Annotated in this window: 20 protein-coding genes, 1 pseudogene and 1 riboswitch; of the genes and pseudogenes, 14 read left to right on the top strand and 7 right to left on the bottom strand. The window is 74.2% G+C overall.

Annotated elements, in window-relative coordinates; genetic code table 11:
* Positions 1-121: 121 nt before the first annotated feature.
* Both BUE45_RS09095 and idi read left to right on the top strand, forming a co-directional pair.
* Complete coding sequence (locus BUE45_RS09095) at positions 122-1003, top strand: geranyl diphosphate 2-C-methyltransferase (protein ID WP_073377597.1); 882 nt, start codon at positions 122-124, stop codon at positions 1001-1003.
* 161 nt (positions 1004-1164) lie between these two features.
* Positions 1165-1776 (top strand): isopentenyl-diphosphate Delta-isomerase, encoded by a 612-nt coding sequence (gene idi, locus BUE45_RS09090; protein ID WP_073377593.1) that lies wholly within the window; start codon positions 1165-1167, stop codon positions 1774-1776.
* 169 nt (positions 1777-1945) lie between these two features.
* Here idi and BUE45_RS09085 read toward each other — a convergent pair whose 3' ends face one another.
* The 5 genes from BUE45_RS09085 to BUE45_RS09060 all read right to left on the bottom strand — a co-directional run bounded on the left by BUE45_RS09085 (position 1946) and on the right by BUE45_RS09060 (position 8810).
* Complete coding sequence (locus BUE45_RS09085; RefSeq protein ID WP_073377589.1) at positions 1946-2839, bottom strand: GntR family transcriptional regulator; 894 nt, start codon at positions 2837-2839, stop codon at positions 1946-1948.
* 208 nt (positions 2840-3047) lie between these two features.
* Positions 3048-4079, bottom strand: a complete 1032-nt coding sequence (pdxA, locus tag BUE45_RS09075; protein WP_073377582.1) for a 4-hydroxythreonine-4-phosphate dehydrogenase PdxA — start codon at positions 4077-4079, stop codon at positions 3048-3050.
* A complete protein-coding gene (locus BUE45_RS09070; protein ID WP_073377579.1) occupies positions 4076-5287 on the bottom strand; it encodes a four-carbon acid sugar kinase family protein in 1212 nt (403 codons plus the stop codon). The genes pdxA and BUE45_RS09070 overlap by 4 nt, the downstream gene beginning before the upstream one ends.
* The gene (locus BUE45_RS09065) at positions 5284-6339 is read right to left on the bottom strand and encodes a 2-keto-3-deoxygluconate permease (protein ID WP_073377576.1); all 1056 of its coding nucleotides are present in this window, start codon (positions 6337-6339) and stop codon (positions 5284-5286) included. Before BUE45_RS09065 ends, BUE45_RS09070 begins: the two co-directional genes overlap by 4 nt.
* Before the next feature lie 200 nt (positions 6340-6539).
* On the bottom strand, positions 6540-8810 hold the full coding sequence (locus tag BUE45_RS09060) for a HelD family protein (protein WP_245832922.1): 2271 nt from the start codon (positions 8808-8810) through the stop codon (positions 6540-6542).
* Between the two features lie 342 nt (positions 8811-9152).
* Here BUE45_RS09060 and BUE45_RS09055 point away from each other — a divergent pair, with 342 nt between their 5' ends.
* The 5 genes from BUE45_RS09055 to BUE45_RS09040 all read left to right on the top strand — a co-directional run bounded on the left by BUE45_RS09055 (position 9153) and on the right by BUE45_RS09040 (position 14775).
* Complete coding sequence (locus BUE45_RS09055; protein WP_073377568.1) at positions 9153-11354, top strand: anthranilate synthase component I; 2202 nt, start codon at positions 9153-9155, stop codon at positions 11352-11354.
* A 141-nt stretch (positions 11355-11495) separates the two neighbouring features.
* A complete protein-coding gene (locus BUE45_RS32455; RefSeq protein ID WP_178378493.1) occupies positions 11496-11636 on the top strand; it encodes a GPGG-motif small membrane protein in 141 nt (46 codons plus the stop codon).
* Positions 11637-11978: 342 nt separating this feature from the next.
* Entirely contained in the window at positions 11979-12776 is a 798-nt protein-coding gene (gene thyX / locus BUE45_RS09050) for an FAD-dependent thymidylate synthase (protein WP_073377565.1), read from the top strand.
* A gap of 365 nt (positions 12777-13141) precedes the next feature.
* The gene (locus tag BUE45_RS09045; protein WP_073378254.1) at positions 13142-14047 is read left to right on the top strand and encodes a DUF2382 domain-containing protein; all 906 of its coding nucleotides are present in this window, start codon (positions 13142-13144) and stop codon (positions 14045-14047) included.
* 227 nt (positions 14048-14274) lie between these two features.
* Positions 14275-14775 carry a DUF6309 family protein gene (locus tag BUE45_RS09040; protein WP_245832964.1) on the top strand — a complete coding sequence of 167 codons (501 nt, stop codon included), beginning with the start codon at positions 14275-14277 and terminating at the stop codon, positions 14773-14775.
* On the opposite strand, the gene aroQ is transcribed toward BUE45_RS09040, so the two are convergent.
* A complete protein-coding gene (gene aroQ / locus BUE45_RS09035; protein WP_073377558.1) occupies positions 14760-15338 on the bottom strand; it encodes a gamma subclass chorismate mutase AroQ in 579 nt (192 codons plus the stop codon). The two genes, BUE45_RS09040 and aroQ, sit on opposite strands and share 16 nt — an antisense overlap.
* A gap of 191 nt (positions 15339-15529) precedes the next feature.
* Here aroQ and BUE45_RS09030 point away from each other — a divergent pair, with 191 nt between their 5' ends.
* On the top strand, positions 15530-16918 hold the full coding sequence (locus tag BUE45_RS09030; protein ID WP_073377554.1) for a flavin monoamine oxidase family protein: 1389 nt from the start codon (positions 15530-15532) through the stop codon (positions 16916-16918).
* A gap of 12 nt (positions 16919-16930) precedes the next feature.
* Here the strand turns inward: BUE45_RS09030 and BUE45_RS09025 are convergent, their stop codons facing one another.
* Positions 16931-17227, bottom strand: a complete 297-nt coding sequence (locus BUE45_RS09025) for an MTH1187 family thiamine-binding protein (protein ID WP_073377551.1) — start codon at positions 17225-17227, stop codon at positions 16931-16933.
* A 305-nt stretch (positions 17228-17532) separates the two neighbouring features.
* Between BUE45_RS09025 and BUE45_RS09020 the strand changes: the two genes are divergently transcribed.
* From BUE45_RS09020 to BUE45_RS08995, 6 genes and pseudogenes are all read left to right on the top strand, one after another.
* The gene (locus BUE45_RS09020) at positions 17533-18285 is read left to right on the top strand and encodes a cardiolipin synthase ClsA (RefSeq protein WP_073377548.1); all 753 of its coding nucleotides are present in this window, start codon (positions 17533-17535) and stop codon (positions 18283-18285) included.
* A gap of 195 nt (positions 18286-18480) precedes the next feature.
* A complete protein-coding gene (locus tag BUE45_RS09015; protein WP_073377544.1) occupies positions 18481-20982 on the top strand; it encodes a mannose-1-phosphate guanyltransferase in 2502 nt (833 codons plus the stop codon).
* 614 nt (positions 20983-21596) lie between these two features.
* Positions 21597-22139, top strand: a complete 543-nt coding sequence (locus BUE45_RS09010) for an FHA domain-containing protein (protein ID WP_073377540.1) — start codon at positions 21597-21599, stop codon at positions 22137-22139.
* A gap of 186 nt (positions 22140-22325) precedes the next feature.
* Positions 22326-22799, top strand: coding sequence for a bifunctional nuclease family protein (locus BUE45_RS09005; protein ID WP_073377538.1), 474 nt, complete (start codon positions 22326-22328; stop codon positions 22797-22799).
* Between the two features lie 416 nt (positions 22800-23215).
* Positions 23216-23704: a MerR family transcriptional regulator gene (locus BUE45_RS09000; protein WP_073377536.1), complete on the top strand. Its 489-nt coding sequence runs from the start codon at positions 23216-23218 to the stop codon at positions 23702-23704.
* A 452-nt stretch (positions 23705-24156) separates the two neighbouring features.
* A riboswitch (glycine riboswitch) is annotated at positions 24157-24248 on the top strand.
* Positions 24249-24346: 98 nt separating this feature from the next.
* A pseudogene (locus BUE45_RS08995) lies at positions 24347-25242 on the top strand (glycine dehydrogenase (aminomethyl-transferring)); the annotation flags it as partial.

The following is a 25242-nucleotide window of genomic DNA, read 5'->3' as shown; positions in this document are numbered from 1 at the left end:
GGCCGGCCGGGCCGGGTCCGGCCGCCGTGCCCCAGGGCCGGCACCCGACTCCCCCCGCACACCATCCGCACGCACGCCGGGGCCCCGGCCCCCGCACCTGACGACCAAGGAGTTCCTCCCGATGACCGACACCATGCCCGCTCCGTCGAGCGCGCCCTCGACCCCCGAGAAGGTCCTGCGCACCGCCTACCAGGAGTCGGTGGCCGCCTACTGGAACGCCGAGCAGGACCCGGTCAACATCCGCCTCGGCGAGGTCGACGGCTTCTTCCACCACCACTACGGCGTGGGCGACTACGACCCCTCCGTCCTGGAGGGCCCGCAGGACACCCGTGACCGGCGCATCATCGAGGAGATGCACCGCCTGGAGACGGCCCAGGCCGACCTGCTCCTGGACCACCTGGGCCCGCTCGGCCCCCAGGACCGGATCATGGACACCGGCTCCGGCCGCGGCGGCACGAGCTTCATGGCCAACGCCCGGTTCGGGTGCAGCGTGGACGGCGTGAGCATCTCGCGCAAGCAGGTGGACTTCGCCAACGCCCAGGCCCGCGAGCGCGGGGTGGACGACAAGGTGAACTTCCACTTCCGCAACATGCTCGACACCGGGTTCGAGACCGGCTCGCTCAGCGCCAGCTGGAACAACGAGTCCACCATGTACGTGGACCTGTACGAGCTCTTCGCCGAGCACGCCCGCCTGCTCAAGCACGGCGGCCGCTACGTGACCATCACCGGCTGCTACAACGACGTGACCGGCGGGCGCTCCAAGGCGGTCAGCCGCATCGACGAGCACTACACCTGCAACATCCACCCGCGCAGCGCGTACTTCAAGGCCATGGCGGCCAACGGCCTGGTCCCCATCTCCGTGGTGGACCTGACCGACGCGACCATCCCCTACTGGGAGCTGCGGGAGCAGTCCTCGGTCGCCACCGGCGTCGAGGACCCCTTCCTGACGGCCTACCGCGAGCGCAGCTTCCACTACCTGCTGATCGCGGCCGACCGCATCTGAGGCGTCCGGGCCGGGGAACCGCCGACCCGCGGCCCGCACGCCCCCGCCTCCCGGCGGCGCCCGCCGCCCCGGGAGGACCGCGCCCCGGACCCCGGCGCACCGCCCGCCGTGCCCGCCCGGCGGGCACGGCCCCCGCATCCGCACCGAGCCCGAGGACGGCGATGTCCCACTCCCTGAGTACCGCAGCACCCGAGCACACGACCCCGTCCCCGGCCCCCGCCGGAGCGGCGCCGGACCCGATCCTGCTGGAACTGGTGGACCCGAACGGGGCCACCACCGGGGTCGCGGAGAAACTGTCGGCGCACCGCTCGCCGGGGATCCTGCACCGCGCCTTCTCCGTCTTCCTCGTGGACGGGGACGGCCGCCTGCTGCTCCAGCGCCGCGCCCTGGGCAAGTACCACTCGCCCGGGGTGTGGTCCAACACCTGCTGCGGCCACCCCTACCCGCAGGAGCGGCCGCTCATCGCCGCCCTGCGCCGGGTGGGGGAGGAGCTGGGCGCGGCGCCCGCCCTGCTGCGCGAGGCCGGGACGGTGACCTACCGCCACCCCGACCCGGCCTCGGGCCTGGTGGAGCACGAGTTCAACCACCTCTTCGTGGGCCGCCTCGACGTGCCGTCCGACCCCGATCCCGACGAGGTGGCGCAGGTCCGGGCGGTCGGCCCCGGCGAGCTGGAGGAGCTGCGCGCCGCGGAGCCGTTCTCGGTGTGGTTCACCACGGTCTGGGACGCCGCCCGCCCGCAGGTGCGGGACCTGGTCCCCGGGGCAGGCTGGTAGGGCGGGGCCGGCGGGCCGGAGCGGACTCCGCTCCGGCCCGCGCCGTTCGTTCCCACCCCGTTCGTTCCCGCCCCGTTCGTTCCCGCGCCGGGGGCCGCGACGTGCCCGGAGCCCCCGGCGGACGGGTCCGGTGCGGGACGCCCCTGCCGGGCCTGGGGTCCCGGCCGGCTCAGCCCGCGGCGCGGGCGCGCGCGAGTTCGGCGCGCAGTTCGTCGGCGAGCAGCAGCGCCCGCTCCAGGGCGCCGGCGCCCGGCGTGGGTGCGCCCGCGCCCCCGGCGGGCTGCGCGGCCGGCGGGGCCGCGGGGGACAGGCGCACCCGGTCCCGGTCCTCGGTGGCCTCGATGTCGAAGACCACCCGGTCCGACCGGTGCCAGCTCTCGAACCACTCCAGCGGGGCGCCGTGCTGGTCGAAGCCGCCGCCTTCGAGCAGGAGCAGCGGGGAGCCCGCCTCCACGCCCAGGTGCCCCGCGAAGTTCGCGTCCGCGGGGACCGCGCGGATCTGGCGCCGCCCCCCGCTGGGCACGGCCCGGAACCGGGTCTCCATGAGGCGGTGCAGGGAGGCGTCCTCCAGGGAGGCCGGGTCCAGCCCCGCGAAGCGCTCCGCCGGCAGCCACGTGCGCACGTACGAGAGCGGCTCGCCCTCCACCGACCGCAGCCGCTCCAGGCGGAGCAGGCCGCCCCGGGTGCCCAGGTGGGCGACGGCGTTGGGCGTCCCTGTCTCCACCGGTTCCAGGGACAGGACCCGGGTGGACAGGCGCAGGCCCTCGGAGGAGAACTGGTCGAAGAGCCCGGCCACCCGCTGGACCAGCCGGTGGTGCTCGGTGGGCACGGCCGCGACCGGGGCGCGCCCCGGGGTGCGGCGCACCGTGCCCTCGTCCTCCAGGGTGGCCAGCGCCTGGCGGACCACGCTGCGGGAGACGCCGAAGCGCTCGCACAGGGCCGCCTCGCTGGGCAGGGTCTCCCCGGGCGCGATCACGTGGTCGTCGATCTCGGCGCGCAGGGCCCCCGCCACCTGGGCGTGCAGGGGGCGGGTGTCGGTGCGGTCCACGGGCATGCCGGTCATTGTAGGGTCTGCGCGGCCGGGGCGCGGGGAGTCGCCGCGGGTGAGCCGGGGCCGCGGGCGGTCCGCACGCGGCCCGCCGCCCGGTACCCGCCGCCCGACGGCCGGGCGGTCCGGTGCGCCCGGGCGCGGGAGGGGCCGGCGAACGCCGACGGGCCGCCGCCCGGTCCCCGCGGGTCCGCCCGCGGGGACCCGGCGACGGCCGGGCGGGTCAGGACGCCGTCCCCCCGGTGGCCGCCCACACGTGCCCCCAGCCCGGGGCCAGCTCGGCGGCCCGGCGCAGCGCCAGGACCAGGCTGGCCTCGCGGGCGATGCCCCGGCCCGCGATGTCGAAGGCGGTGCCGTGGTCCACCGAGACGCGCACCACCGGCAGGCCCGCGGTGATGTTGACCCCGTCGTCGCCGTAGACCGCCTTGAAGGGCGCGTGCCCCTGGTCGTGGTAGCAGACCGCGACCAGCTTCCACTTGCCCCGCACCGCGGCGGGGATGAGCGCGTCGGCCGGCAGCGGCCCGTGGGCGTTGATCCCCTCGGCGCGGGCCCGTTCCACCGCGGGCGCGAGGATGTCGGCGTCCTCGTCGCCGAACAGGCGGTTCTCCCCGGCGTGCGGGTTGAGGCCAGCCACGCCGATCGGCTCGTCCTCGTCGCCCTGGGCGCGGGCGAAGGCGCGCATCAGCCGCAGGACCTGGAGGGTCCGCTCGGGGGTGATGTCCTCGATGGCCCGGCGCAGCGACACGTGCGTGGTCAGGTGGAAGAAGGACAGGCCCTCCGCCGACAGCACCAGGCTGTAGTCGCGCACCCCGAACTCGTGGGCCAGCAGCTCGGTGTGCCCGGGCCACCGGTGGCCGCCCAGGTGCATGGCGGCCTTGTTCAGCGGCGGGGTGACGATGCCCTGGACCAGGCCGCGCCTGGCCAGGTCCACGGCCTCGATCACGAACCGGGCCGCGCCGTCCCCGGCCTCGGCGCTCAGCTCGCCGGGCGGGACGTGGCCCAGGGAGGGGCCGGTCTGGACGATGTCGATGACCGCGGGGTCGTCGGCGGCGTCCGCGGGCGTGGCGACCACGTTGACGGCGGCCGGATCGGCGCCGACCGCCCGGACGGCGTTGCGCAGGGCGTCGGCGTCACCGACGACCACGGGCCGCGCGGCCTCGCGCACCCCGGGGTGGTGCAGCAGCGCCTTGGCGGTGATCTCGGGGCCGATGCCCGCGACGTCTCCCAGGGTCACCGCGAGGGTGGGGCGGGTCATACGGTCCTGCCTTTCATGGTGCGGACGGCCTCGGCGGCGTCCAGGAGCGCGGTGGGCGTGCCGAAGCCGCCCGCCTTGGTGACGATGGCCAGGCCCTCCCACGGGCCGCCCGACAGGGTGCCGAGCGGGATGCCGGGGGCGACCTCGCCGGTGAGCGCGACGGCGCGGGCGCCCAGCAGCCGGGTCAGCGCGCGGGCCCCGTCGCCGCCGGTGACGACGAAACCCGACAGCGTGTGCCGGGCCGCCGCCTCGGCGGAGGTCGCGGCGAACATGGACGCCACGGTGGCGGGGTCCAGGCCGGCGCCGCGGTCGTCGGGCGCGATCAGGGCGGTGTGCGGGACGGCCGGGTCGAACCGGTCCAGGAACGCCTCCGACCACGCCCGCCACGCGCCGTCGTCGGCGAGGTCGGCGGCCGAGGGCTGCTCGACGGCGGTGTCCGGGTCGGCCAGCAGGGTCTCCACCTGTCCGCGCGCGGACCGGTGCAGGGAGGTGACCACGACCAGGGCGGGCGCCGCGGCGGCGGTGGCCGCCCAGGCGCGCGCCAGGGCGACGGCCAGCCCGGCGGAGCCGACGGGCACCGCCCGGTCGCCCAGGGCGGCGACCGCCGCGGCCAGGCGTTCCAGGTCGGCGTCGGTGGCGGCGTCGGCGACCACGACCGGCCCGGCGGCGCTCAGCGCCTCGGCATCGCGGGCGGGGTCGGCGCCGTCGAGCCGGACGTGCGCGGCGTCCAGCAGGACGGGGATCCGGCTCTCGGTCACCGGGGTCACGGGGTCGCGGCCCACGGCGGTCTCGTGGACCGGCACGCCCTCGACGTACAGCACGCCGTCGCGCACGGTGCGCCCGGCGGCGGGGAAGGCGGGGCAGACGACGGCGACGGCGCCGGGCGCCCACTCCGCCAGCACGGCGTCGATCTCGGCCCGGATGGGGCCGCGCAGGGTGGAGTCGACCTTCTTGTACAGGTGGCCCACCCCCGCCGCGCGCAGGCGGCGGGTCGCCGCGCCGACCGCCCGGGCCGCCTCGGCGGCGGGCAGGGGGCGGGTGTCGGTGGTGACGGCGACGACCTGCGCGGCGGAGTCGGCCTCCTCCAGTTGGAGTTCGGTGCTCCACCCCGCGCGCAGGAACTGCACGGCGGTGTCGCCCGCCCCGGTCAGGTCGTCGGCCAGGACGGCGACGGCGGGCCGGTGTCCGGCGGTGTCGGTGCTGCTCACTCCGCGTCTCCTCTCGTGTTCCCCCGCTCCGCGGCGGGCGCGTCGGCCTGTGCGGCGGCGGCCTCCTCGGCCCGCTCGTCCTCGGCGGGGGAGGCCCCCGCCCGCTTGAGGACCCAGGTGGTGACCAGCGGCGTCAGGAGCGCGGTCACGAGCACGGCCGCCGCGATCTGCGTGGTGGCGGTCCCGACGTAGGAGGCGAAGGACGGGTCGGCGGCGGCGACCACGGCGGGGGTCGCCACGGCGTTGCCGGAGGCGGTGCCCGCGGCGAACCCGATGCCCGACTCCTTGCCGCGGCGCAGCAGCAGGCGGTAGCCGAGGTAGACGAGCCCGCCGGTGAACACGGTGACGAACACGCCGAGCAGGATCCCGCTCAGGCCGCCCCGGGCGACGTCGGCGAGGTTGATCCCGGTGCCCAGGGCGAAGGCGAAGAACGGGATGACGATGGAGGGCACCGGCTTGAGCACCTCGCGCCACTGGGCGTCGAGGTTGCCGACCAGGACTCCCAGGAGGAACGGCACGACGGCCGCGACCAGGGTGAGCACGGGGATCTGTCCCAGCCCCGAGGCCCCGATGAAGAGCAGGGCGAAGAAGGGGCCGTCGTTGATCGCGGCGGCGATGTAGGCGCCGCGGTCGCGGGCGCGCCCGTACTGGCCGGTGACGGCCAGCCACAGGCCGCCGTTGGCGTTGGTGGCGGCGGCCAGCAGCGCCAGGATCGACACGCCCAGGATGCCCTCGGGGCCGGTGAACGCGGCCAGGCCGATGATGAGCAGGCCGGGGATGACGCTCTTGCCCAGCAGCACCACGCCGGTGATGGCCAGGACGGGGCCGCCGGTGCGCAGCGTCACCTGGGTGCCGGTCGCGAAGATCAGCAGGGCGATGAGGGGCAGGGCGCTGTCCTTGAACAGGGCCGTGGTGAAGCTCCCGATATCCAGGGCCGCGGGCGCGAACGTGCCCAGCACGGACCCCAGGACGAGGGGGATCAGCATGGCCCCGCCCGGGATGCGGTTCATGGAGCGGTAGAGGGGGACGAGCGTCCCCTGTTCGTTACTCATGGGTGTCCGTTCGGTGTCGGCGCGCGCACGCTGGACCAACGCGGCGCAGTCTGTACGTACAGATTGTACGTACAGAAGTGACCGGGGCAACACCGCGCCGCTCCCCGGTCTTCGGCGGGCCCCACCGGCCCGCGCCCCGCGGCCCCGCCGGCCGCGTCCGCGCGCCGCTCCGGGCGGCCCGGGGGCGGGCCGGCCCCGGCTCACTCCTCCAGGCGGGACAGCACCGCCGGGAGCGGGGCGGCGTGCGCCACGGTGAGACCGCGGGTGGCGCGGGTCAGCGCGACGTACAGGTCGTTGGCCCCGCGCGGCGCGGCCAGCAGCGCGTCCGGGTCCACGACCACCACGGAGTCGAACTCCAGCCCCTTGGCCTCGGTGGCGGTCAGCGCCACCACGCCCTGCCCGAGGTCCCCGGCCCCGGCCGCGTCCGGCAGCACGGCCCGCACCGCGCCGATGCGGCCCTCGGAGGCGATCACCGCGACCTTGCCCCCGCCGGCCCGCGCGCGCTCGGCCTCCACCAGGGCGGGCAGGTCCGCCAGGCCCCCCGGTAGCGCGACGGCGCGCGGCGGGGCGCCGTCCTCGCGCACCGACTCCGGCGGCTCCTCCTCCGGGGCGGCGACGCGCAGCACGTCGGCGGCCACCGCCATGATCGGCGCCGGCGTGCGGTAGTTCACCCGCAGCCGCTCCACGTGCACCTTGCCGGGGGCGTACGGCTCCAGGGCACCGGTCCAGGAGGAAGCGCCCGCGGCGCTGCCGGTCTGCGCGAGGTCGCCCACGACGGTGAGGGAGCGGGTGGGCACCCGCCGCATCACCGTGCGCCACGCCATCGGGGACAGCTCCTGGGCCTCGTCGACGATGACGTGCCCGTAGGTCCACTCGCGGTCCGCCCCGGCCCGTTCGGCCGTGGTGGCGCCGGGACCGTCGTCGCGGTGGCGGGCGGCCAGCCCGGCGGCGCTCATCATCCCGTCCTCGAACAGGCCGGTGTACTCCAGGACGCCCTGGGCGTAGCGCTCCTCGTCGGCCCGCTCGGCGGCGGCGCGCCGCGCCGCCGCCCGGGACGCGGAGTCGTCCCGGCCCAGCAGCTCGGCGGCCTCGTCGAGCAGGGGCACGTCCTGGACCGTCCAGTCCCGCGGCCCGCCGCCGTCCCGGTGCAGCGGGGCGGTATCGCCGGGGGAGCGGCCGGCCCGCCGGCCCGCCCGGGCCAGCGCCTCCGGATCGGCGAACAGCTCCCGCAGCAGCCGCTCCGGGGTCAGGTGCGGCCACAGCGCGTCCAGCGCCTCACGCACCGGGTCCTCGGCCCACAGGCGCTCGCCGACGAACGGCACGTCCTCCTCCGCAAGCGGGCGGCCCAGCAGCGCGGACTCGGCGCGGGCCAGCTCCTCCAGGAGCGCGTTGACGGTGTACTTGCGGGCGACGTTGTGCGCCAGGCGCAGGCCGCGCGCCGTGCGCACGACGTGCTCGCACACCTGCCCGGGCACGGTGAGCACCCCGGCGTCGGTCTCCACCAGCAGGTCGCCGGTGCCGAACGCCTCGCGCGGGGTGCGCTGGCGGTCCCGTACGGCGGCGCGGAGCAGGTCGGCGATACGTGTCTCGCCCTTGAGGGCGGCGACCTCGTAGGGGTCGTGCCGGACCGCGGACACCCCGGGGAAGAGGCCGCCGACGGTGCGCATGACCGCCTCGGCCTCGCCCAGGGAGGGCAGGACGTCGCCGATGTAGCGCAGGAACGCGGGGTTGGGCCCCACGACCAGGACGCCGCGCCGCTCCAGGACGTCGCGGTGGGTGTAGAGCAGGTAGGCGGCGCGGTGCAGGGCCGCGACGGTCTTCCCGGTGCCGGGCCCGCCCTGGACCACGAGCACGCCGTCGAGCCGTGCCCGGATCACCCGGTCCTGCTCGGTCTGGATGGTGGCGACGATGTCGCCCATGCGCCCGGTGCGCGCGCCGCGCAGGGCCGTGAGCAGGGCGGCCTCGCCGACGAGCTGGCGGCGGTCGGTGTCGCTGAGCCGGTCGGCGTCGAACACCTCGTCGTCCAGGCCGGTCACGCGGCGCCGGCGCACCCGCAGGTGGCGGCGGCGGGTCACCCCGTTCGGGTCGCCGGGGGTGGCGGCGTAGAAGGGGCGGGCGGCCGGGGCCCGCCAGTCCACGAGGATGGTCTCGTACTCGCTGTCGCGCAGGCCGATGCGCCCGATGTAGCGGGCCTCGGGGCCGTCGTCGTGGGACAGGTCGATCCGGCCGAAGCACAGGCCCTCCTCGACGGCGCCCAGCCGGGCGCGTTCGCGGGCGTGCTCGAAGGCGCGGGTCTCGCGCTCCACCAGGGCGGCGTACCCGGTGCGGTCCTGGAGCCGGGCGTCGGAGAGCCGTGTCTCGGTGCGGGTGCGCAGTTCGTCCAACCGCCCGTACATCGCGGTGACCCTGGCCTGCTCGGCCGCCAGGGCCTCCTGTTCGGACGACCGTGCTTCGGGAGCGGATTGACTCACGAGGATCCTTCTGGTAAAATTGGCGTTGATATCAAGACTGATCTTGTTTCTCGCGTGCAGAGTCCTTCACCGTAGCACGCCGTGCCCGCGGGCCGCCGCCCGTTCCCGGACGCGACACGCCTCCCGCGGATTTCCCCCGGAGGCTCCTCACGGGTCCGCGCGCCCGCTACACTCGGCCCATGCGAAACACCTCCGTTCAGGCCCAGTGGTGGCGCCGCTCCTAGGCGGCGTCCACGTTTCGCGTATCTCTCGCAGCGACCGCCCCGGACCGGCGGTCGTTCTCCTTTCGCGGCCCCGGCCGGTGCAGCCCACCCCGACCGACCAGCGCCCGAAGGACCGGCCGTGACACCCAGCGACGCACAGACCACCACGTACCGCACCCGCGGCGGAGTGACCGTCCACCGCCAGGCCACCCCCTGCGACCCGGAGGTCCTCACCGACCTCGTCCGCGACGTCGAGACCCGCCGAGGCGGCGTGCTGTCCTCCGGGATGGAGTACCCGGGCCGCTACGACCGCTGGCACCTGGGGTACGTGGACCCGTGCCTGGAGCTGGCCGCCCGCGGGCGCCGGGTCACCGCCACCGCCCTCAACGCGCGCGGCCGCGTGCTGCTCCCGCTGGTGGCCGGGGTCCTGGAGCCCGCCGGGGTGGACTTCGACCACGGGCCCGGCCACGCCGCGGTCACCGTCCCCGAGCCCGACCCGGCCGTGTTCTTCACCGAGGAGGAGCGCAGCCGCCGCCCCAGCGTCTTCACCGCGCTGCGCGCCGTCGTCGACCTGCTGAGCGCCCCCGACGACCCCAACCTGGGCCTGTACGGCGCCTTCGGCTACGACCTCGCCTTCCAGTTCGAGCCGGTCGAGCGGCACATCGACCGCGACCCCGCCGACCGCGACCTCGTGCTGCACCTGCCCGACGCGGTTATCGTGCGCGACCGCAAGCGCGAGACGTGCGTGCGCTACACCTACGACTTCACCGTCCCTGCCGAGGGGGGCCGCCCCGGCGCCGGCACCGAGGGCCTGCCCCGCGAGACCGGCCCCACCCCAGCGGTGGTCGCCGCCGACGTGCCCGAGGGGCCCGAGCCCGGCTCCTACGCCGCCGTGGTGGCCCGCGCCAAGGAGAAGTTCCGCCGCGGCGACCTCTTCGAGGTCGTCCCGGGGCACCGCACCTACGCCCGCTGCTCCTCGCCCGCCCGCTTCTACGAGCAGCTGCGCGAGCGCAACCCCGCCCCCTACGAGTTCTTCTTCAACCTGGGCGAGGGGGAGTACCTCGTCGGCGCCTCGCCGGAGATGTTCGTGCGGGTCAGCGGCGAGCCCGGGACGGGCCAGCGGGTGGAGACCTGCCCCATCTCCGGCACCATCCGCCGCGGCGAGGACGCCCTGGGCGACGCCGAGAACATCCAGGAGCTGCTCTCCTCCGTCAAGGAGAAGTCCGAGCTCACCATGTGCACCGACGTCGACCGCAACGACAAGTCGCGGGTGTGCGAGCCGGGCAGTGTCCGGGTGATCGGCCGGCGCCAGATCGAGATGTACTCGCGCCTCATCCACACCGTCGACCACATCGAGGGCACGCTGCGCCCGGAGTTCGACGCCCTGGACGCCTTCCTCACCCACATGTGGGCGGTGACGGTGACCGGCGCCCCCAAGACCTGGGCGATGCGGTTCATCGAGCAGAACGAGTCCAGCCCCCGCCGCTGGTACGGCGGCGCCGTCGGGGTGGTCAACTTCAACGGTGCGATGAACACCGGCCTCACCCTGCGCACCGCGCACATCCGCGACGGCGTCGCGGCCGTGCGGGTCGGGGCGACCCTGCTCTACGACTCCGACCCCGAGGCGGAGGAGCGCGAGACCTTCCTCAAGGCGCGCGCCCTGATGGAGACCCTCGCCCTGAGCGAGGAGGCGTCGGGCCCCGCGGCGCCGGACGCCCCGGGAGAGGCCGCCGAGCGCGGGGGCGAGGGCATGCGGGTCCTGCTGGTCGACCACGAGGACTCGTTCGTCAACACCCTCGCCGACTACGTGCGCCGCCACGGCGCGGAGGTCACCACGGTCCGCTACGGGTTCGAGCCGGAGCTGCTGGACCGGCTGGCCCCGGACCTGGTGGTGCTCTCGCCCGGGCCGGGCCTGCCCGGGGACTTCGGGATGGCGGCCCTGCTCGACGAGCTCCACGCCCGCCGCCTGCCGGTGTTCGGGGTGTGCCTGGGGCTCCAGGGCATGGTGGAGCACGCGGGCGGGGAGCTGCGCACCCTGGACGAGCCCGTGCACGGCAAGCCGGGCCGCGTCCGGGTGCTGGGCGGGGAGCTGGTCGCGGGCCTGGGCGAGGACGGGGTGTTCCAGGCGGCCCGGTACCACTCCACCTACGCGCTGCCCGACCAGGTGAAGGGTTACGAGGTCACCGCCGTGCTCGACGCGCCGGGGGAGGAGCCGGTCGTGATGGCGGTGGAGGACCGGGAGAACCGGCGCTTCGCGGTGCAGTTCCACCCCGAGTCGATCCTCACCGCCTCGGTGGGCGAGGAGATCGTGGCGCGGGCGCTGCGCCTGGCCAGGGGATGAGAAAGAGGAGGTCCGGGGTGAATGTGACCCAGCTCATACGCACCCCGTCCCATCTGCGGAAAATATTGTCTTGCGACAACACTTGACCCTCCGCGGGGCGGCGTCCTGTTTGATCCGCCTCCTGCGGGTCAGTGATGGGGCATGGGTATTTTGCTTACGATCCTCGGAATCATCCTTCTCGTCGCCGGCGTCCTCGGAGTGGTCCGCGGACAGCTCCTGTGGGGCATCATCGCCATCGTGGTCGGGCTCTTCCTGACCCCGGGCTACTTCTTCGGCATCTGACGCCCGTGCGGGCGCGGGGGCGTCCGCACGAGCGGCGCGCCACCCGGTGCGCCCGCCCCTTCTACCGCGCGGTCCCGCGGTGCGATCCTTCCCCGGTCGCACGGCGGGGCCGCGCGGGCTTTGCCGGGGGCGGCGCCGGCCGCGGCGGCCCGGGTCGTCCGCGTTCGCCCCGGGACCTCCCGCACCTCCCGCCCGGGGCCCGCGCCCGGGGCGGACCGGGGCGTGTACCCTCGTGGAAGGCTGATCGGCCCCACCCCGTTCCACGTCCCGTCGCCGCGAACCCCCAGGCCGCGGCGCTCACGCATGCCCGGGGTCCGGGGCCACGACACGGGAGGCAGTGCAGTGAAGAGGGTCGAGCCGCAGGTCCGACTGATCTCGCGTCCGCAACTGGACTACGAGGCGATCACCGACTACCTCAAGGAGGTCGGCGGGGAGTCCTGGCTGGGGCGCTTCGACCGCGGTGAGCTGGACGACCACCTCAACGACCCGCAGAACCTCGCCGAGTTCGCCGGGCGGCTGTGCTACCGCTCCTGGGAGCCGGGCCTGAACCCCAACGTCACGCGGGTGCGCACCGACCAGGACGCCTACCTGGGCAACATCCTGTCCAGCCTGCACGGCTCCGTGCTGGAGCACGTGAACTTCGGGTTCGTGCTGCACAACGTCTCGCGCGTCCTGACCCACGAACTGATCCGTCACCGGCCGGGCGTGGCGGTCTCTCAGGAGTCGCTGCGGTTCGTGCGCCTGTCGGACCTGCCGTTCTGGTTCCCGGACTGGGCGCAGGACGACCCGGAGCTGATGGAGCGCGCCGAGGACATGCTCCAGAAGATGGAGGAGTTCCAGCTCTGGATGGCGGACCACTTCGGCCTCGACGACGAGGGTGTGAAGTTCGCGGAGAAGAAGCACAAGACCTCCTTCATGCGCCGCTTCGCCCCCGAGGGCGTGGCCACCGGGCTGGTGTGGACCGCCAACGTGCGCACCCTGCGCCACACCCTGGAGGCCCGCACCGCTCCCGGTGCGGAGGAGGAGATCCGCCTGCTCTTCCACCGGATCGGCGAAACCCTCCGGCAGGAGGCCCCGGCGCTGTTCGGCGACTACACCGTGGAGGACGGCGCCTGGGTGCCGCAGTGGCGCAAGGTCTGACCTCCTGAGGCCCTTCTGAGAAGGACTGGACCACCGCGGCGGCGCGGGGCCCCCGGCCCCGCGCCGCCGCCGTGTGCGCGGGCGGTGCCGTGCCGCCCGAACCCGGCGGGGCGGGTCGGCCGCCGCCCCGGATGAGGACGGTGCGCCTCCCGCGCCGCGACCCGCGCCGGCGTCCGGACCGAGTGCGGAGCGGCCCCGGGCATGGTCCCGGACAATGCCCGGTCGGTGCCCGGCCAACCACGGGCAAGACCTGTTCATGTCTTCTTCGGTGTCATGGAAAATCACGATTTTCCTGTTCATAAGGGGTACAGCAGGCCCAGGTGCAGGGCGGGCGGCCGCCCCGCCGACCGGTGAAGGGGGAGACCATGGCAGGCCACCGAGCGGAGAGGTTCGTGGGGCACCACGTGTTGGACGAGGAGGGCAACAACATCGGCAGGATCGCCCGGGTGTACCTGGACGACCGCACCGGTGACGCGACCTGGGCCTCCGTCCACACCGGGCTCTTCGGCATGCGGGAGACCCTGGTACCGCTCCAGGGGGCGCAGCCGGTCCAGGAGGACATCCAGGTCCCCTACGACAAGACCACCGTCAAGGACGCGCCGAACGTCGAGGCCAAGGACCACATCTCGCCCCAGGAGGAGCAGGAGGTCCGCGAGTACTACGAGGCGCACACGCCCACGGGGGCGGCGGGCCGCACACCGGGCACGCTCGACCCGGAGACGAGCGGGCGCTCCGACGCCCAAGGGGAGGGGTGGGCCGAGCCCACCGGGGTGCCGCCGCGTCCGGGCGGCGCGCCCGCCGCGGGCACCGATGAGTCCCTCGCCGGGGGCCGCCGGGCGGACGCCGACGGGCTCGCCGCGGACGCCGACGACTCCGCCCCGGGCACCGTCACCGACGACGAGGTCATCATCCGCTCGGAGGAGCGGATCGACGTCGGCGTCGAGCGCCGCGAGGCCGGGCAGACGAGGATGCACCGCCACGTCGACACGGAGCGGTTCGACGAGACCGTGCCGGTGGGCCACGAGGAGCTGGAGGTCGAGCGCCGCCCGATCACCGACCCCTCGCAGGTCACGGACCCGAGCTCCATGGAGGAGGGGGAGGAGACCTTCACCCTCTACGAGGAGCGCCCGGTCGTCACCAAGCACCAGGTGCCCGTGGAGGAGATCCACGTGCGCAAGCGCGAGGTGATGCACGAGGAGCACGTCGAGGGTGAGCGCCGCACCGAGCGGATCGAGTTCGAGGGCGACGACGGGACCCAGGAAGGCCGGTGAGGCAGGCCGAGGCGGCCGTCCGGGGCGGGCCCCGGACGGCCGCCGCCGTGTCGGTACGGCTCGTCCGGCTCCCGCAGCGGCCGTCGCGGCCCCGGGCCCGGGCCCGGGGCGGGGCCACGGCGCGGCACGGGCACTTCCGGTGTGCGGGGGCGGGCCCCCGCGGTACCGGGGGGAGCGGGGCTAGGGTGGGGGCCCGGCGATGAGACGAGGAACGCCCCGTGCGCACGATGGAGACCCTGGACACCGGCGAGGTGCTGCGGCGCTTCCGCGACGCCCACCCGGTGACCGGGGAGGAGTCCCGGGCCGGCAACGAGTACGTGGAGGGCGTCCTGCGGCTGGCCGCGGACCAGCGCGGCGGCCGGTGGCGCCGGGTCGCCCTGGACGGCGGCGAGATCGCCGGGATCCTGCTGCCCTGGCACACCGGCGAGAACGGCGGGCGCGAACCCGTGCCCCCGGCCGGGGCCACCGTCGCCGAGGCCGCGGCCACCCTGCGGGCCTGGGGCGGGGACTACCCCGACACCAACCCGGGCTGCTGGGGCAGGATCTCCTGGCTGGCCGGCGCCCCGCACGGCCCGCTGTTCCTGAGCGAGGGCGCCGTCGACCACCCCTTCTACGAGCGGATGGAGCGCCGGGACGGCCTCGTCCACCTCGACGGCCTGCACCGCATGCTGGCCTGGACCCTGTGGGACCGGGTCCCCGCCCGTGCCCAGGCCTACGTGGCCGGCTGAGCCCACCCGGCGCAGACGGACGCCAGGGACACGGCCAGCGCGGTGCGGCCGGACCCGTCCAGGCCGCGCTCGGCCGCGACGCGGTGTGCGGCGCCGGCCAGCTCCGCCTCGCAGCCCGGGGCTCCCGGCCCCGCGTCGGCCAGCGCCCCCACCAGGGCGGGCGTGAGCCGGTCCAGGTCGGCGCGGGCGCCCGCCAGGTCGGGGGCCCGCCGCGGCCTGCGCTCGGGATGGGCGTACCAGTCGGCGTGCCGCCCGCGCTGGATCACCTTGTTCGCCTCGATCTGGTCGCGCATGAAGGCCAGCGCGAACGCCGGGTCGCCGCCCAGCAGGCGGGCGGACCGCTCCGCCTGGGCCAGCACCTGGGCCTCCCGCTCGGGCGCCTCGACCGGCTCCCCGCTGTGCCACTTGGCCGCCGCGATCAGCTCCGCGGTGGCCAGCCGGTCCGCCGACAGCTCGACCACCGGCGCCAGGGCGGGCGAGACCGGTGGGCCGGTGCGCGCCGAGGCGGCGGTGGCACAGGCGAGGACGAGCGCCGAAGCGACGGCGGCGGCGAGGACGCGCACGGGGAACCTCTCGGAAGGCGGGAGGAGGACATCCGGAGTGTAACCACAAGAGCGCCGAACGTTACGGAAAGCGGCCGATCGGATTCCGATCGGACGGCGCCCGCCCGCCGTGTCCGCCGGGGTGTCCTCCCCGGGATCGACACGAAGGGCACATACAGTCGCACTGTCGGTCACCGACGGAGGGGAATGCCATGCAGGAGGACGTCGGCGCGGAGATCACCGAGGAGCCCGCCGGGGGCGGGGACGCACCCGCTCCCGCCCCCGAGCCCCGCGGCCGCGAGGCCGCCCCCGGGCGCGGGCACACCATCGTCATCGGGGCGGGCCTGGCCGGGCTGGCCGCCGCCGACCGCCTGGCCGGGGCCGGGGAGCGCGTCACCGTCCTGGAGGGGCGCGACCGCACCGGGGGGCGCGTCCACTCGGTCCGCGAGTGGGACGGCACCACCTTCGATGCGGGCGCCTCCTGGATGCGCGGGGAGGAGAACAACCCCCTGGCGGACCTGGTCCGCTCCCTGGGCCTGCGCACCGCCGTGTTCAACCGCTCCACGGAGACCGCCTACGACCCCAAGGGCAGGCGGCTGCTCTTCGACCGGCACCGCCGCAACATGGAGGACGTCAACCTCCTCCAGGAGCACATGTACTGGGCCAACATCGGCGCGGGCCCCCAGGACTCCATGGAGCAGGGCATCGACCAGGCCCTCTACGACGCCAACCTGGTGCGCGCCCGCGCCCGCGACGCCAAGGAGATCGTGTACCGCATGGTCGAGGCCGACCACGGCGCGGACGCCGAGGAGGTCTCCTTCGAGGCGGTGGGCGCCGTGCACGAGTTCAGCGGCGACGACGTGGTCTTCCCCGACGGCATGGGCCAGGTCACCGACCACCTCGCCCGCGGCCTGGACGTGCGCCTGGAGCACGTGGTCCTGGGCGTCGCGCACGGGGGTGACGGCGTGTCGGTCCGGGTGGACGCCCCCGGCGGGGAGGAGACCCTCACCGCCGACCGGGTCGTGGTCACGCTGCCGCTGGGCGTGCTCAAGGCGGACGGGGTGGACTTCCACCCGGAGCTGCCCGAGGACAAGAGGCTGGCGATCGAGCGCCTGGGCAGCGGGCGCCTGGAGAAGCTCTTCCTGCGCTTCGACGAGGTGTTCTGGGGCGACGCCGAGGTGCTCGTGCACCTGGGCACCGAGCAGGGGGCCTGGTTCCACTGGTACGCGGGCCAGCGGGTGCTGGGCGCGCCGGTGCTGGTGTCCCGCAACGGCGGCGCGCCGGCGCGCTTCCTGGCCGCGATGTCGGAGGGCGAGGTGGTGGAGCACGCCATGGCCTCCCTGCGCACCATGTTCCGCAAGGCGCCCGACCCGCTCGACCACCACCTCACCGCCTGGACCGATGACCCCTTCGCGCGGGGCGCGTTCTCCTACAGCGCGGTCGGCTCCGGGGACGGCGACCGGGTGGCGCTGCGCGCCTCGGTCGACGACCGGCTGTTCTTCGCCGGGGAGGCCACCGAGATCGAGCACATGGCCACGGTGCACGGCGCCCTGCTGTCGGGGCTGCGCGCCGCGGACATGGTGCTGGAGGCCCAGGACTGAGGCGGCCGGGCCTCAGAGGCCGCGCAGCTCGCGCTCCACGGCCTCGACCTTGCCCTCCAGCGCGCCGGTGACGCCGGGCCGGATGTCGGCCTTGAGGACCAGGGACACGCGCCCGGCGCCCTCGCCCGCGGCCTCGGTGGCGGCCTTGACCACGGCCATCACCTCGTCCCACTCGCCCTCGACGGTGGTGAACATGGCGTCGGTGCGGTGCGCCAGCCCGCTGTCGCGCACGACCTTGACGGCGCGGGCCACGGCCGGGGCGACGGATTCGCCGGTGCCCTGGGGGCTGACGGAGAAGGCGACGAGCATGGGTTCCTCCCGTGTTCGGTGTCGGTCCGCGCAGCGTACCCGCCGCGGCCCGGCCGGGCGGGGAACCGGCGCGGGCCGTGATTCGTTCGGCCTGGGGGAGGCGGGGCGGGGGAGCGCCCCGCGCCATGAAACCGACATATCGTCCAAACAGTGCGGAATGCCGCGGGGTACGATGGGCGGGCGACCGCCCGCCGGGCCACGGGGAGAGAGGGGGCCCGCGGTGTCGGGAAACGACACTTCGGACCGTTATCGTTGGCGGCATGGGGCGATCCGCGGAAGATGGAAGACGCGAGGCGGGAGGCGACGTGGCCGGTCCGGCGGTCGGTGACCGTATCTGGACGGTTCCCAATCTGCTGAGCATGCTCCGGCTGCTGGGCGTCCCGCTCTTCCTGTGGCTCGTGCTGGTGCCGCAGGCCGACTGGTGGGCGCTCGTCGTGCTCGCCTTCGCCGGCCTCAGCGACTGGCTCGACGGCAAGATCGCCCGGGCCTGGAACCAGACCTCCCGCCTGGGCACCGTGCTCGACCCGCTGGCCGACCGCCTCTACATCTTCGCCGCCCTGCTGGGGCTGGTCGTGCGCGACATCGTCCCGTGGTGGCTCATGGCCATCCTCGTCCTGCGCGACGTCCTCATCCTCGGAGCCCTGCCCCTGCTGCGGTATTTCGGCTACGGGCCCCTGCCGGTGAACTTCGCGGGCAAGGCCGCCACCCTGTGCCTCCTCTACGCCTTCCCGCTGCTGTTCATCGCGGGTTACACCAACCTCGTCGGAGATGTGGCGCGGATTATGGGTTGGGCCTTCGCGCTCTGGGGAACGGCTCTCTATTGGTGGGCCGGACTGCTGTACGCCGTTCAGGGACTGCGCCTGATGGCCCAGACCCGCCGCGACGAGCGCGCCGATCACGCCGGCGGCCACCGGGCCGCCGGGGACGGCGACCCCGTTCGCGGCCTCGAACCGGGTCGGTCCGATCCCGCCGCCCAGGCGACCGCCGACGGAGAACCCGGCGCGGGCGCCGACGGTCCCGGCCTCCCCGGCCGGGAACAGGGGCGGACCGGGTCCTGACCCGACGACGGACCGGCTCACCGCGAGTCCTGTCGGATCGAAAGGGAGTGTCGTCTCCGCCATGAGAACATGTCCCACCGCGCGATCGGCCGCGCGCTCCGAACACCTACCCTCAGCGGCGCCCCACGCCCCCGCCGGGCGGAGGTGCGCACGATGACCGACCGAGCAGAGGACGCACCGGAGCCCTCGCCGCCGATGAAGGCGGTCGTCATGGCCGGGGGCGAGGGCACCCGCCTGCGCCCCATGACGGCCAACCAGCCCAAACCCCTGCTGCCGGTGGTCAACAAACCCATCATGGAGCACGTGCTGCGGCTCCTGCGCAAGCACGGTTTCACCGAGACGGTGGTCACCGTCCAGTTCCTGGCCACCCTGATCCGCAACTACTTCGGCGACGGCGAAGAGCTGGGCATGAAGCTCCACTACGTCGCCGAGGAGGTCCCGCTCGGCACCGCCGGCAGCGTCAAGAACGCCGAGGACCACCTGCGCGGGGAGCCGTTCATCGTCATCTCCGGCGACGCGCTCACCGACATCGACCTCACCGACATGGTGCGCTTCCACCGGGAGAAGGGGGCCAAGGTCACCATCGCCCTCAAGCGGGTCCCCAACCCGCTGGAGTTCGGCATCATCATCGTCGACGAGCAGGGGCGCATCCAGCGCTTCCTGGAGAAGCCCACCTGGGGCCAGGTCTTCTCCGACACCGTCAACACCGGCATCTACATCATGGAGCCCGAGGTCCTGGAGCGGGTCGCCGCGGGCGTGTCCGTCGACTGGTCCGGCGACGTCTTCCCCGAGCTCCTGGAGGAGGGGGAGCCCCTCTACGGCTACATCGCGGACGGCTACTGGGAGGACGTGGGCACCCACGAGAGCTATCTCAGCGCCCAGGCCGACGTGCTCTCGGGCAAGGTCGACGTGGAGATCGACGGGTTCGAGGTCTCCCCGGGCGTGTGGGTCGGCGAGGGCGCCCAGGTCTCCGCCGAGGCCGTGCTCAAGGGCCCGCTCTACATCGGCGACTACGCCAAGGTGGAGGCCGGGGCCGAGCTGCGCGAGTACACCGTGGTGGGCAGCAACGCCGTGGTGCGCGCGGAGGCCTTCGCGCACCGCACCGTGCTCCACGACAACGTCTTCATCGGCCGCGGGGCCAACCTGCGCGGCGCGGTGATCGGCAAGAACACCGACGTCATGGCGGCGGCCCGGATCGAGGAGGGCGCGGTCGTGGGCGAGGACTGCGTCATCGAGTCCGAGGCCTACCTCCACAACGACGTCAAGGTCTACCCGTTCAAGACCATCGAGGCCGGCGCGGTCGTCAGCACCAACGTCATCTGGGAGTCGCGCGGGCAGCGGTCCCTGTTCGGCCCCCGCGGCGTCTCGGGCCTGATCAACGTGGAGATCACGCCCGAGCTCGCGGTCCGGCTGGCCAACGCCTACGCCACCACCCTCAAGAAGGGCGCGATCGTCACCACCTCGCGCGACGTCTCGCGCGCGGCCCGCACGCTCAAGCGGGCGATCATCAGCGCCCTGACGGCCGCCGCCATCGAGGTGCGCGACCTGGAGGTGGTGCCGCTGCCGGCGGCCCGCTTCCACACCTCCCAGGGCGGGGTCAGCGGCGGCATCACCGTGCGCACGACCCCGGGCGACCCGGAGTCGGTGGACATCCTGTTCCTGGACTCCGACGGCGCCGACCTGTCCCCGGCGGCCCAGCGCAAGCTCGACCGGGTGTTCTCCCGGGCCGAGTACCGGCGGGCCTTCCCCGGGGAGATCGGCGAGCTGACCTTCCCCTCGCGCAACGTGGAGAACTACGCCCACGACCTGCTGCGGGCGGTGGACACCTCCGGGGTCGCCGAGGCGGACCTGAAGGTCGTGGTGGACTGCGCGGGCGGTAGCGGCTCGCTCATCCTGCCCTCCCTGCTGGGCCGGATCGGCGTGGACGTGCTCACCGTCAACAACCGGCTGGACGAGGACTCGCCCACCGACACCGCGGCCAAGCGCAACCGGGACCTGCAGCGCCTGGGCGAGCTGGTCGCCAACTCGGGGGCCGACTTCGGGGTCCGCTTCGACCCGGTCGCCGAGCGGCTCTCCATCGTGGACGAGAAGGGCGAGCTGGTCGACGGCGAGCGCGCCCTGCTCACGGTCCTGGACCTGGTGTGCGCCGAGCGCAAGGGCGGCAGCGTGGCGCTGCCGGTGACCACGACCCGCGTGGCCGAGCAGGTGGCGCGGGCCCACGGGGTCGAGGTGCTGTGGACGGCCACGGCCACCAACGAGCTCACCAAGACCGTGCAGCAGGGCGAGGACGTGATCCTGGCCGGGGACGGCCGTGGCGTCTTCGTCATCCCCGAGTTCAGCCCCACCGGCGACGGCATCGCGGCCTTCGTCCGGCTGCTGGGGCTGGTGGCGCGCACCCGCAGCCCGCTCAGCCGCATCGAGGGGGCCATCCCGCGGGCGCACCTGCTGCGCCGGTCGGTGCCCACCCCCTGGGCGGTCAAGGGCAGCGTCATGCGGGCCGTGGTGGAGGCCGCGGGCGACCGGGAGCTGGACACGACCGACGGGGTGCGGGCCATCGAGCCCGACGGGAGCTGGGCGCTGGTGCTGCCGGATACCGCTGAGGCCGTCACCCATCTTTGGGCCGAAGGTCCCGACCCGGACACCGCGCACCGCCTGATCGGTGAGTGGGCGAACGTGGTGGAGCGCGCCGAGGGCTGACCTCGGCGTCCGAGCGGGGTGCGGGCCACGTGGCCCGCACCCCCCTCGCGCGTACGGGGCGGGCCGCGGCCCTGAGGGCCGCTGGCCAAGCCGCGCCTCCTGGCTAAACTGGACATAACGACAGGTCGTGGCGGTACGGCGGCGGCGAGGTGAATCCGTGGGGATCGGAAGCGAACCAAAACCCCCTCGCGGGCATCGGTATCAGAACAGGTGCCTCTTCTCGTCGGGGCCGTCCGGGGGTGGAGTCGGTGCTCAGGGCACCGGATCCGCCGTTCTCCCACCGCTCGCGCGGCGGGGTGTCCACGGCAGGCCGTCGGGGAGCGAAACCCTTCCCGGACAGGGATATGGTTTAAAGTCGAGTGTTCCCTGGGGTGCCGCGTCGCCTACCACACGGGCTTTTCCGCGAGGGCGGGCCCCGTCGGGGGTGACAAGGAGTACAACATGGGGGATGAGACCTAGCGACCGACCTTGCGGGGCGCGCCGCTGCCGCGACAGCGGACCGTCTCGCCGCGTTCCGGACACCGTGCGGGCCCCTCGCCCGTGCAGCGGCCGGAACGTGCCACCGATCAGCCGAATCAAGCACCGCCCCGTGCGGTAGGAGGCCGAGCCGACCTATGTCGAGCGTTTACTGCACGCAGTGCGGTCACGCCGTTGCGGATGATGCCCGTTTCTGCTCCCACTGTGGGACCCCCGTCCGCAGGGACGGACAGCCGGGTCCACGGCCCGCCGGGAGCGGGGAGTCCGCCGGAGACGTCACGTCCACCATTTCCATCTCCGGCATACAGGCCCTGGAGGAGGAGGACTCCGGTGATGACGCGGGCGGTGTCGACCCCACCAACGTCGACGCCCTGCCCGCCGGCACGGCTCTTCTGGTGGTGAAGCGCGGCCCCAACGCCGGCAGTCGTTTCCTGCTGGAGAACGACGTCACGACCGCCGGGCGCCACCCCAACAGCGACATCTTCCTCGACGACGTCACCGTTTCACGTCGTCACGTCGAGTTCTTCCGCCGCGGCAACGGTTTCGGCGTCCGCGACGTGGGCAGCCTCAACGGCACCTACGTCAACCGGGAGCCGGTGGACGAGGCCGAGCTGGGCGGCGGCGACGAGATCCAGATCGGCAAGTTCCGGATGGTGCTGATGACCAAGCCGCGCCGCTGAGGAGAGGTATCGGGCGTGCGCGCGCACAGTTGACGGCGGCGGCCGGGGCCGGGAAGGTTTGCGGCCCCCCGCCGCCGGACAGCTTTGTAACGAAGGGTGCCGATTTCGCCCTCGGGTCCTGATCCAACGGGGGATACAGGGACGAGCGCCCATATCCGGCATGACGACTCGTGGGACGGAGCCGCTGTGAAGCACATGGAGTTCGTCGGCGTCCGGGTTGAGATGCCCTCGAACCAACCGATAATCCTCCTCAAGGAATCCGACGGGGATCGCTACCTCACGATCTGGATCGGCGGGGTGGAGGCGACCGCGATCGCGCTCGCACAGCAGGGCGTGGTCCCGGCGCGCCCGCTCACCCACGACCTTTTCAGGGACGTCCTGGACGCCCTGGGGACCCAGCTCACCACGGTGAACATCACCGGGCTGAACGACGGCATCTTCTACGCCGAACTCGTGTTCAGCAACGGCACCGAGGTGAGCGCCCGGCCCTCGGACTCCATCGCGCTGGCGCTGCGGACCGGGACCCCGATCTACGCGCACGAGGACGTGATCGACGAGGCCGGGATGCCCATCCCGGACGAGCAGGAGGACCAGGTCGAGGCGTTCCGGGAATTCCTCGACAACATCTCGCCCGAGGACTTCGGGCGCCGTACGGAGTGAACCGGGGACGGGCGCTCGGGATCCGACCCGGAACACGGCTGCGACCTGCGGCTTCGTTCCGGGTCCACGGTGTTAGATTGGGGACGGGGAAGTGATCGTCGTGGTCGGGGCCGAAAAACGGCGTGCGCGCGCACCGCGCGGGCACCGCGGCTCCGCGACACCCGGGGGCTCGCACTTGGCGACGCGCCGAGGGGTGTCGTTGACGCTGCCCTCCGGTCGTCCTACGGTCGGTGCAGTGGAACCCGCGGCGCACCCGTTCCCTCTGTGGACATCCCCTGTCGAGACCGCCGCGGGACGAGAAGCCGGAGGTCGGCGTGGCGGTAGCGAGCGGCAAGCGGGAACCCCATGACAGGCGGTCCGCGCTGCGGCTAGCGGGGCAGCAGGGCCTACCGTGCGAAGAGGACGTGGCGCTGCCTATGGACGTCGGGTATCGCGGTCCCGCGGCCTGTACGGCCGCCGGGATCACCTATCGCCAGCTCGACTACTGGGCCAGGACGGGCCTGGTGGAGCCGAGCGTGCGCACCGGTGCCCACCGCGCCCCCCTGTACAGCCTCCCCGACGTCCTGCTGCTCAAGGTGGCCAAGCGGCTGCTGGACACGGGGATATCCCTCCAGCAGATCCGCACCGCCGTCGACCACCTGCGCGGCCGGCCCGCCCCCGAGCTGGCCCGCATCACCCTGATGAGCGACGGCGTCAGCGTCTACGAGTGCACCTCCCCCGAGGAGGTCGTCGACCTCATGCAGCGCGGCCAGGGCATGTTCGGGCTGGCGCTGGCCAACGTCTGGCGGGAGCTGGAGGAGGCCCTGGGCGTGGTCCCGGCCGAGGAGCGCGGCGACCTGCCCCCGGCGCCCCCCGCGGCCGCGGTGGACGAGCTGGCGCGGCGGCGCGAGCGACGCATCGGGTAGTCCGGCGCGCGACGGCGGTGCGGCCGCGGATCGTCCGAGAGGGATGAAAGAGTGAGGGACGAGGGGTTCGTGCGGAGGACGGCCGCGCGAACCCCTCCTCGAACCCTGTCCGAGAGGGAGGGGGGAGGGGTCCGTGCGGAGGACGGCCGCGCGGGCCCCGCCCCTTTCCACCCGCCCCGTCCGGGCCGCCCGCGGGCGAGTGTCCGAGAAGAGGGTGCGGGGCCGTGAAGGCCCGCGGGGACCGTCCGAGAGAGGACGGTGGAGGGCCCGTGCGGAGGGACGGCCGCACGGGCCCTCGCGCTGTCCGGGCCGGTGGCGGCGGACGGTGGCGCGCGCAACGCGCGGGGGGACTCGGCTCCGGGGCGCCTCATCGAGTACGGTCGTCATCACAACAGGGATGAAAAACGACATTCGCCCTGTCCGTACAAGTGAACACAGCGTCAGCAGGCCGCCGATACCGCGCGGGAGAGACCCCTGACCCAGGGGCGCCGACGGGGCAATACTCCCCAGTAACCTCTCAGGCACCACGGACCGCACGGAGAAGGCCGCTCTGAAGCCTGGGCATCCGCCTGCCCGGTGACAGAGGGGGAGACCGTGAGGAACACCGCCGATCCGCATCGGCCCTGTCACCAGGAGGTCTCCGTGTCCGACCAGCCCGTGAACGCCCCCGGCGCACCCGCCCGGGTGTTCGCCGACCGCCACGTCGGACCCGCGCCCGGCGCCGTCGAGGAGATGCTCAAGACCGTCGGCCACGGCTCCACCGCCGAGCTCATGGCCGCCGCCGTCCCCGGATCCATCCTCAGCGCCCCCGGCCGCAGCGCCCCGCTGGACCTGCCCGAGGCCGTCGGCGAGGCCGAGGCCCTCGCGGAACTGCGCGCCCTCGCCGACCGCAACACCGTCGTCAAGCCCCTGATCGGCCAGGGCTACCACGGCACCCTCACCCCGCCGGTCATCCTGCGCAACATCATGGAGAACCCCGCCTGGTACACGGCCTACACGCCCTACCAGCCGGAGATCTCCCAGGGCCGCCTGGAGGCCCTCCTCAACTTCCAGACCATGGTCTCCGACCTCACCGGTCTGCCCGTCACCGGCGCCTCCCTGCTGGACGAGGCCACCGCGGCGGCCGAGGCCATGACCCTGTCCCGCCGCGCCTCCAAGAGCAGGGCGGACGTCTTCGTCGTCGACTCCGACGTCCTGCCCCAGACCCTCCAGGTGCTGCGCACCCGCGCCGAACCGCTGGGCATCGAGGTCGTCGTCGCCGACCTGTCCCGGGGCCTGCCCGAGGGCGAGGCCTTCGGCGTGCTGGTCCAGTACCCGGCCTCCAGCGGCGCGGTCCGCGACCCGGGCCCGGTCATCGCCGCCGCCCACGAGCGCGGCGCGCTGGCGGTGGTCGCCGCCGACATCCTCGCGCTGACCCTGCTCCGCGACCCCGGCTCGCTGGGCGCGGACATCGCCGTCGGCTCCACCCAGCGCTTCGGCGTCCCGCTCGGCTTCGGCGGCCCGCACGCGGGCTACATGTCCGTCACCGAGAAGCTGCG

Source organism: Nocardiopsis flavescens (assembly GCF_900141985.1).
In the GTDB taxonomy this organism is placed as follows: domain Bacteria; phylum Actinomycetota; class Actinomycetes; order Streptosporangiales; family Streptosporangiaceae; genus Nocardiopsis; species Nocardiopsis flavescens.
Note: the sequence above shows the minus strand (reverse complement) of the source record. Positions and strands in the feature narration are given on the sequence as shown.